General features: G+C 75.0%; 9 protein-coding genes and 1 pseudogene. 3 read left to right on the plus strand and 7 right to left on the minus strand.

Translation table 11 applies throughout. The features are described 5' to 3' along the window. Positions 1-29 precede the first annotated feature (29 nt). From CCE01nite_RS12125 to clpS, 4 genes are all read right to left on the minus strand, one after another. Positions 30-833 (minus strand): MBL fold metallo-hydrolase, encoded by an 804-nt coding sequence (locus CCE01nite_RS12125; protein ID WP_034634361.1) that lies wholly within the window; start codon positions 831-833, stop codon positions 30-32. A 22-nt stretch (positions 834-855) separates the two neighbouring features. Beyond that, positions 856-1,686 (minus strand): glutamate racemase, encoded by an 831-nt coding sequence (gene murI, locus CCE01nite_RS12130; protein ID WP_034634362.1) that lies wholly within the window; start codon positions 1,684-1,686, stop codon positions 856-858. Positions 1,687-1,762: 76 nt separating this feature from the next. Beyond that, entirely contained in the window at positions 1,763-2,371 is a 609-nt protein-coding gene (locus CCE01nite_RS12135) for a DUF2017 family protein (RefSeq protein ID WP_034634376.1), read from the minus strand. Beyond that, complete coding sequence (clpS, locus tag CCE01nite_RS12140) at positions 2,371-2,664, minus strand: ATP-dependent Clp protease adapter ClpS (RefSeq protein WP_034634363.1); 294 nt, start codon at positions 2,662-2,664, stop codon at positions 2,371-2,373. Before clpS ends, CCE01nite_RS12135 begins: the two co-directional genes overlap by 1 nt. Positions 2,665-2,821: 157 nt before the next feature. Here clpS and CCE01nite_RS12145 point away from each other — a divergent pair, with 157 nt between their 5' ends. Then, positions 2,822-4,135: a nicotinate phosphoribosyltransferase gene (locus CCE01nite_RS12145; protein ID WP_246056506.1), complete on the plus strand. Its 1,314-nt coding sequence runs from the start codon at positions 2,822-2,824 to the stop codon at positions 4,133-4,135. A 4-nt stretch (positions 4,136-4,139) separates the two neighbouring features. On the opposite strand, the gene CCE01nite_RS21340 is transcribed toward CCE01nite_RS12145, so the two are convergent. The 3 genes from CCE01nite_RS21340 to CCE01nite_RS12155 form a co-directional block, all read right to left on the minus strand. Beyond that, positions 4,140-4,298 carry a hypothetical protein gene (locus CCE01nite_RS21340; protein WP_169744051.1) on the minus strand — a complete coding sequence of 53 codons (159 nt, stop codon included), beginning with the start codon at positions 4,296-4,298 and terminating at the stop codon, positions 4,140-4,142. A gap of 343 nt (positions 4,299-4,641) precedes the next feature. Then, a complete protein-coding gene (locus tag CCE01nite_RS12150) occupies positions 4,642-6,474 on the minus strand; it encodes a DEAD/DEAH box helicase (protein WP_034634364.1) in 1,833 nt (610 codons plus the stop codon). Next, positions 6,471-6,800, minus strand: coding sequence for a DUF3039 domain-containing protein (locus CCE01nite_RS12155; protein WP_034634365.1), 330 nt, complete (start codon positions 6,798-6,800; stop codon positions 6,471-6,473). The genes CCE01nite_RS12150 and CCE01nite_RS12155 overlap by 4 nt, the downstream gene beginning before the upstream one ends. Before the next feature lie 159 nt (positions 6,801-6,959). On the opposite strand from CCE01nite_RS12155, the gene CCE01nite_RS22600 reads away from it, so the two are divergent. After that, positions 6,960-7,442 carry a PadR family transcriptional regulator gene (locus tag CCE01nite_RS22600; RefSeq protein ID WP_084142925.1) on the plus strand — a complete coding sequence of 161 codons (483 nt, stop codon included), beginning with the start codon at positions 6,960-6,962 and terminating at the stop codon, positions 7,440-7,442. Then, positions 7,439-7,638 (plus strand): annotated as a pseudogene (locus CCE01nite_RS12165) (hypothetical protein); the annotation flags it as partial. The gene CCE01nite_RS22600 and the pseudogene CCE01nite_RS12165, both read left to right, overlap by 4 nt.

Raw genomic sequence — 7,638 nt, forward strand, 5'->3', positions numbered from 1 at the left:
CGGCGCCGCGGGGGGCGCCGGGACGTGCGTCAGAGGACGTGCACGTCCCCGGTCCGCGCGAGGTCGAGCGGACCGGCGTACGCTGCGCGCGCCTCCGCGAGGGTCTCCTCCGGGTCGTTCCACGCGGGGATGTGCGTCAGGACGAGGCGCCCGGCACCGCCCGCGGCGGCGGCGAGGCCGGCCCGGCGCCCGGTCAGGTGCACGCCGCGCAGCCCGTCGTCCCGACCCTCGAGGTACGCGGCCTCGGCGAGCAGCAGGTCGACGCCGTCCGCGAGCTCGGTGAGCCCCGGGCACTCGTCGGTGTCCCCGGTGTACGCGAGCGTCACGGTGCGCGCGGCGTCATGGTCGGACGGCCCGGTGACCCGGAAGCCGAACGCGGGGACGGGGTGCTCGACGGCCACGGGCACGAACGTCAGCGGGCCTACGACGACGGGCACGCCCGGCTCCCACGTGCGGAACGCGAACTGCCCCGACACCTCGGTCGCGGGGTCCTTGCCGGCCATGAGCGCGAGCCGCTCGGCCGCACCCTCGGGGGCGTGCACCGCGACGGGCGGGCACGGGCCGCCGGGCCGGTACCGGCGCAGCACGTTGAGCACCACGAGGTCCGCGACGTGGTCGGAGTGCAGGTGCGAGACGGCGATCGCGTCGAGCGCGGTCGGGTCCGCGAGGCGCTGCAGCGGGCCGAGCGCACCGTTGCCGAGGTCCATGAGGACCGTCCACGTGCGCGTCGCCCCGGTGCGCTCGTCGGGCCCCTCGGCCTGCACGAGGTAGCCCGACGCGGCCGCGTCCGGCCCCGGGAACGACCCGGCGCAGCCCACCACCACGAGCCTCATCGTGCGCCCCCCGCGCCGTGAGTCACCGGTGCGCCTGCCAGCGCAGCGCGAGCCGGTCCTCGACCGCCCCGACCTCGGGCCCGAGGAAGCGGCGCGCGAGCACGTGGAACGACGCCGGGTCGCCCGTCGCGAGGAACCGGTGCTCGGGCGGCCCCGCGGCCGGGTCGCGCTCGAGGTCGTGCGCGACGAGCGTGCGGTACACGTCCTTCGCGGTCTCCTCGGCGCTCGAGACGAGCGTGACGCCCTCCCCCATGACGTAGGAGATGACGCCCGTGAGCAGCGGGTAGTGCGTGCAGCCGAGCACCAGGGTGTCGACGCCCGCGTCGCGGACGGGGTCGAGGTACTCGTGCGCCGCGGCGAGGATCTCGGGGCCCGAGGTGATGCCGGCCTCGACGAAGCCGACGAACCGCGGGCACGCGCGCGTCACGAGCTCGACACCGGGCGCGACGGCGAACGCGTCGTCGTACGCGCGCGACTCGACGGTCGACCGGGTCGCGATCACGCCGATGTGACCCGTGCGCGTCGCCGCCACCGCGCGGCGGGCCGCGGGCAGGACGACCTCGACGACCGGGATGCCGCGGCGCTGGGTGTACCGCTCGCGCGCGTCGCGCAGGACCGCCGAGGACGCGGTGTTGCACGCGATGACCAGCATCTTCACGCCGGCGTCGACCAGGTCGTCCATGACCTCGAGCGCGTGCGCGCGCACCGCGGCGAGCGGCTTCTCGCCGTACGGGGTGTTCAGCGTGTCGCCGATGTAGAGCGTCGACTCCTGCGGCAGCTGGTCGAGGATCGACCGCGCGACGGTCAGCCCGCCGACACCGGAGTCGAAGATGCCGATCGGGGCGTCGTTCACGTCGCCGAGCCTAACCGCTCGGGTGCGGCGGACCGGTGCGCTGCGGGTGTGACGCCGCTCGCGGGCCCCCGGGCCGTCAGCCGCGCCGGCGCAGGTCGTCGAGCATCACGGCGAGCAGCGACTCCTGGAGCCAGCTCAGCGCCGCGTACACCGACGCGAGGTACTGCCGCGCCTGCCCGGCGGCGTCGTCGTCCGCGACGTCCCCCTCGAGTTCCTCGTAGAGCGCGTCGGCGGCCTCCTCGTCGACGATCCCGAGCCGCTCGGCGAGCACGAGGCGCAGGTCCGTGAGCGTCGCGGCGAGCGCCTGCGCGTCCTCGGGCCGCACGACGAGCACCCCGCCGTCGTCCGCGGTGAGCTGCTGCCAGACCGCCGCGAGGCGCCCGATCTTGGTGCGGCGCAGGTCCGCCTCGGTGAGCCGTCGGAACTCCGCGGCGACCGCGGGGTCCTCGCGCGACGCGTCGGGCAGCAACCGGCGCACCGCGGCGTCCTCGGGCGGGGCGACCCACTCCTCGTCCATGCGGAGCCCGAGCGGGTCGGGGTGCCCGGTGGGCGGCGGCGGGCCGTCCTCGAAGCGCGCCGCGCCGAGCAGCTCCGCGACGTCCGCGACGACCGAGGCGACGACCTCGCGCTCCTGCGCGTCGAGCTCGGCGACGAACGCCCCGCGCTCGCGCCGGAAGCCGCGCATCACTGCCCCCCGCGCTGCATCGTCGCCCACAGGCCGAATCCGTGCATCGCCTGCACGTCGACCTCCATCGTCTCGCGGTTGCCGGTCGAGACGACGGCACGCCCCTCCTCGTGCACCTGGCGCATGAGCTTCTCCGCCTTGGCGCGCGGGTACCCGAAGTAGGACTGGAAGACGTAGCTCACGTAGCTCATGAGGTTGACGGGGTCGTTCCAGACGATCGTGACCCACGCGTCGTCGAGACCGGCGTGCTCCTCGGCGGCGACGGTCTCCTCGGGAGCGAGCTGGGCGACCACGCGCCCACTCTAGGTGCGAGCGCGACACCCGTCCGCCTACGTTTGCGCCATGAGCGCTCCGCAGACCGCCGCCGCCCTGCCCGACGCCGGCACGGACCACCGCGCCGCCCGCCGCCGCAGCAGCACCGCGCTGCTCACCGACCGCTACGAGCTCACGATGCTCGACGCGGCGCTCGCGGACGGGACGGCGTCGCGGCACTGCGTGTTCGAGGTCTTCACGCGCCGGCTGCCCGCGGGGCGTCGCTACGGGGTGCTGGCCGGCACCGGGCGCGTGCTCGAGGCGCTCGCCGACTTCCGGTTCGAGGAGCCGGAGCTCGAGTGGCTCGCGGAGGCCGGGGTCGTGAGCGCCTCCACGCTCGACTTCCTCGCGGGGTACCGGTTCACGGGGTCGATCAGCGGCTACGCGGAGGGCGAGATCTTCTTCCCGCAGTCCCCCGTCCTCGTCGTCGACGGCACGTTCGCGGAGGCGGTGCTGCTCGAGACGCTCGTGCTCTCGGTGCTCAACTACGACTCGGCGGTCGCGTCGGCCGCGTCACGCATGACGAGCGCGGCGATCGGGCGCCCGTGCCTCGAGATGGGCTCGCGGCGCGCGCACGAGGAGGCGGCGGTCGCGGCGGCGCGGGCGGCGGCGGTCGCGGGGTTCGCGGCGACGTCCAACCTCGAGGCGGGCCGCCGGTACGGGATACCGACGATCGGGACCGCGGCGCACGCGTTCACGCTGCTGCACGACGACGAGGAGTCGGCGTTCCGCGCCCAGGTCGCGACGCTCGGGCCGGGCACGACGCTGCTCGTCGACACGTACGACGTGCGCCGGGGGGTCGAGACCGCGGTGCGGGTCGCCGGTCCGGGGCTGGGGGCGGTCCGGCTCGACTCGGGCGACCTCGGGGTGCTCGCGCACGAGGTGCGCGCGCAGCTCGACGCGCTCGGGGCGACGGGGACGCGGATCGTGGTGACCTCGGACCTCGACGAGCACGCCATCGCGTCGCTCGCGGTCGCGCCGGTCGACTCCTACGGCGTGGGGACCTCGGTCGTGACCGGGTCCGGGGCGCCGACGTGCGGGATGGTCTACAAGCTCGTCGCGCGCGAGGGGCGGGACGGGACGCTCGAGCCGGTCGCGAAGGCGTCGCGGCTCAAGACGAGCGTGGGGGGCCGCAAGGGTGCGGCACGCCGGCTGGACGAGGAGGGCCGGGCGGTCGAGGAGGTGCTCATCGCGGGGCCGGACTCCGACGTGACGACGTGGAGCCCCGAGGACCAGACGATGCGGCCGCTGCACGTGCCTCTCGTGGTGCACGGTGCCGTGGACACGCGTTGGACGGGAGCCGCGGGCGTCCGGACGGCGGCAGAACGGCACCGGGCCTCCCGAGACGAGCTGCCTCGGGGGGCCCGGCGCCTGTCCGCGGACGAGGCCGCGGTTCCGACGGTGACGCTGCGGCTGGGTGGGGGTACCGCTGCCGCGGACGTCGCGTCGTGAGGTGTTAGATCCGTGCGCCGCGTCCACGGCCGACGAGGCCGAGGATCAGGCTGACGACGAGGACCGCGACACCGATCCACAGGAGGAAGGTGCCGATCTCGGTCGCGACGCCGAGCACGATGAGGACGACACCGACGAGGATGAGCAGGAGCCAGGACGGCATGATGCGCCCCTTCCGTTCAGACGACCCGAGGGCCGTTCGCTTCAGCTGACCGGGGGTACCCGGTGCTGGGTGATGCCTCAACCGTGGCACCGGCACGTCGGCTCGGCATCCGCTGCGTTGCGCTTGCGGACGCGCGGTTCGCTGGTAAGTGGTCACGCGTCCAGGCCGCTGATCTGCAGAAACGCTTCCATGAGAGTTCCGTGAAAGCGCGCAACCCCCTGTCCACTATCTGAGATGCCCCTCGGGTTGCGCGGCCCGCCGCAGTCCCGTCGGCCCCCCGAGGGGCTTCCCGCGGGGGCCCGGAACGCCGCGCGCGAGGACCTCGGTCCGCGCGGGACGGTCCTCAGCGCTTGCCGACGAACCAGCCGCGGAGCATCTCGACGCGCGCCGCGAGCTGGTCCGGGTCGGCGAGCGCGACCTCGGGGCCGCCGCACCGGCGCCGCAGCTCGGTGTGCACCGCGCCGTGCGGCTGACCGCTGCGCCGCGACCACGCGCCGACGAGCTGCGCGAGCTCCTTGCGCAGCTCGGCCTGCTTGCGGTGGTCCATCTCCGCGAGGCGCTCGGCCTCCTGCTGCGCGCTGGCCTTCGGGCGCCGCTTGCCGCTGAGCTGGTCGGCCTGGCGCTGCCGCAGCAGCGTGGTCACCTGGTCCGCGTCCAGCAGCCCCGGCAGCCCGAGGAAGTCGAGCTCTTCCTCCGAGCCCACGTCCGCGCCCGTGCCGAACTCGCCGCCGTCGAACAGCACGCGATCGAAGGACGCCTGCGCCTCGAGCGCCTCGAACGACCCCTGCAGCCCGTCGGGGCCTACGGCGTCCGCACCCCCGCGCGCCGAGCTCGCCGCGGCCAGCAGGGCTTCCTCGGGGTTGAAGTCGTCGCCCTGCTCCTCCGCGGTCAACGGACGGTCGAGGGCGTGGTCCCGCTCGGCCTCGAGCGTGTTCGCGAGGACCAGCAGCTGCGGCACGCTCGGCAGGAAGACCGACGCCGTCTCGCCGCGCCGCCGGGCCCGCACGAAGCGCCCGACCGCCTGGGCGAAGAACAGCGGCGTCGCGGTGCTCGTCGCGTAGACGCCGACCGCGAGCCGCGGGACGTCGACCCCCTCCGAGACCATGCGCACCGCGACGAGCCAGCGCGAGTCCGACGCCGAGAACTCGTCGATCCGGTCGCTCGCCCCGTCGTCGTCCGAGAGCACGACGGTCGGCGACGTGCCGGTGATCCGGGCGAGGTGGCCGGCGTAGGCGCGCGCGTCGGTCTGGTCGGTCGCGATGACCATCGCGCCGGCGTCGGGGACCGAGCGCCGGACCTCGGTGAGCCGGCGGTCCGCGGCGGCGAGCACCGACGGGATCCACTCGCCGTTTGGGTTGAGCGCGGTGCGCCACGCCTGCGCGGTCATGTCCTTGGTCAGGGCCTCGCCCAGGCGCGCGCTGATCTCGTCGCCGGCCTTCGTGCGCCAGCGCATCGCGCCCGAGTACGACAGGAAGATGACCGGGCGCACGACGTGGTCGCGCAGCGCGTCGCCGTAGCCGTACGTGTAGTCGGCTGCGCTCCGGCGGATGCCGTCCTCGCCGCGCTCGTAGGTCACGAACGGGATCGCCGCGGTGTCCGAGCGGAACGGCGTGCCCGTGAGCGACAGGCGGCGCGTCGCCCCCTCGAACGCCTCGCGGACCGCGTCGCCCCAGGACAGCGCGTCACCGCCGTGGTGCACCTCGTCGAGGATCACGAGGGTCGGCGCGGCGGACGTGCGCGCGGCGTGCAGCGCGGGCTTGCTCGCGACCTGCGCGTAGGTCACCGCGACGCCGTCGAACCCGTGCCCGTGGCGGCCCTGCGCGTTCTTGAAGTTGGGGTCGAGCGTGATCCCGACGCGCGCCGCGGCGTCGGCCCACTGCCGCTTGAGGTGCTCGGTCGGCGCGACCACCGTGACCCGGCGCACCGCACCGGCCTCGAGCAGCTCGGTCGCGATCCGCAGCGCGAAGGTCGTCTTGCCGGCGCCGGGCGTCGCGACCGCGAGGAAGTCGCGCGGGTTGCGCGTGCGGTACAGCTCGATCGCCTCGGCCTGCCAGGCCCGGAGCTTGCCCGCGGTCCCCCACGGCGCGCGCGCCGGGAACGCCGGCGGCAGGTGCTGCGCGGCCGACGTGGACGCGTGCGTCGAGGGGACGGAGGGCAGGCGCTGGGGCGCGCTCACTTCCCGCCGGAGGAGTCGCCGGGGCCCTTGTCCTGCGGTGGGCGCAGGCCCTCGTAGATCTCCTTGCACACCGGGCAGACCGGGAACTTCTTGGGGTCGCGTCCGGGGACCCAGACCTTGCCGCACAGCGCGATGACGGGCTTCCCCGACAGCGCGGAGTCCATGATCTTGTCCTTGCGGACGTAGTGGGCGAACCGCTCGTGGTCGCCTGGCTCGACCTGCTCGGTCGTCTCGGACCGCTCGAGGACGCTCGTCGACGTGCCCGAGCCGGGGTCCGCGCCGAACGGGTCGTCAGGTCCGGTGCTGGGAGGCAGGGGCTCGCTCATGGGGTCCGAGTCTACGGCGCGGGACCCACACCACCGAGGTCCGTCCGCCCGCGCGTCGGGCCGTCGGCCGTCGTCGCGCCCTCCCGACCCGGTGGCCCGGTGCGACGCCACCGACAGCACTACATTGACGCACTGACTAGTCAGCCGTACCGTCTAGTCATGCCCACCGACGCCACCACGCGCCCCGTGTCGCCGACGGTGCCGGTCGAGCCCTGGCCCGGCGAGTGGCTGCGCGGCGCGCTCGAGGTGTGCGTCCTCGCGGTGCTCGACGAGGGACCCACGTACGGGTACGCGATCACCACGCGGCTCGAGGAGCTCGGCCTCGGGAACGTCAAGGGCGGGACGCTCTACCCGCTGCTCGCGCGGCTCGAGGAGTCCGGCGCCGTGACCGTCGAGTGGCGCCCCGGGGACGGCGGCCCCGGGCGCAAGTACTTCACCCTGACCGACCGCGGACGGACGGCGCTCGCGACGAGGGGCACGGCCTGGACGCGCTTCGCGGCCACGACGGCCGCGGTCGTCACCGACGCTGCGGCGCGGCACGCGACCGCAGGGCGCGCAGCACCCGCCGGACCGGCCGAGCCGGCACCCGTCGGGCTCCGCACGTCCGCCACCACGACCCGCAGCCGAGAGAGGCGACCATGACCACGACCCAGCGCATCCCCCGGGCCTGGCGCGACGAGCTCGTCCTCGCGCTGCGCGAGCGTGACGTGTCCGGCGCCGACATCGGCGACGCCCTCGCCCACGTCGAGTCGTTCTGCGCCGACTCCGGGCAGGGGCCCGACGAGGCCTTCGGCCCGGCACGCGAGCACGCCGCGAGCCTGCGGCTCCCGAGCGGCTC

This window comes from Cellulomonas cellasea, from assembly GCF_006538745.1.
Taxonomy (GTDB): Bacteria; Actinomycetota; Actinomycetes; order Actinomycetales; family Cellulomonadaceae; genus Cellulomonas_A; species Cellulomonas_A cellasea.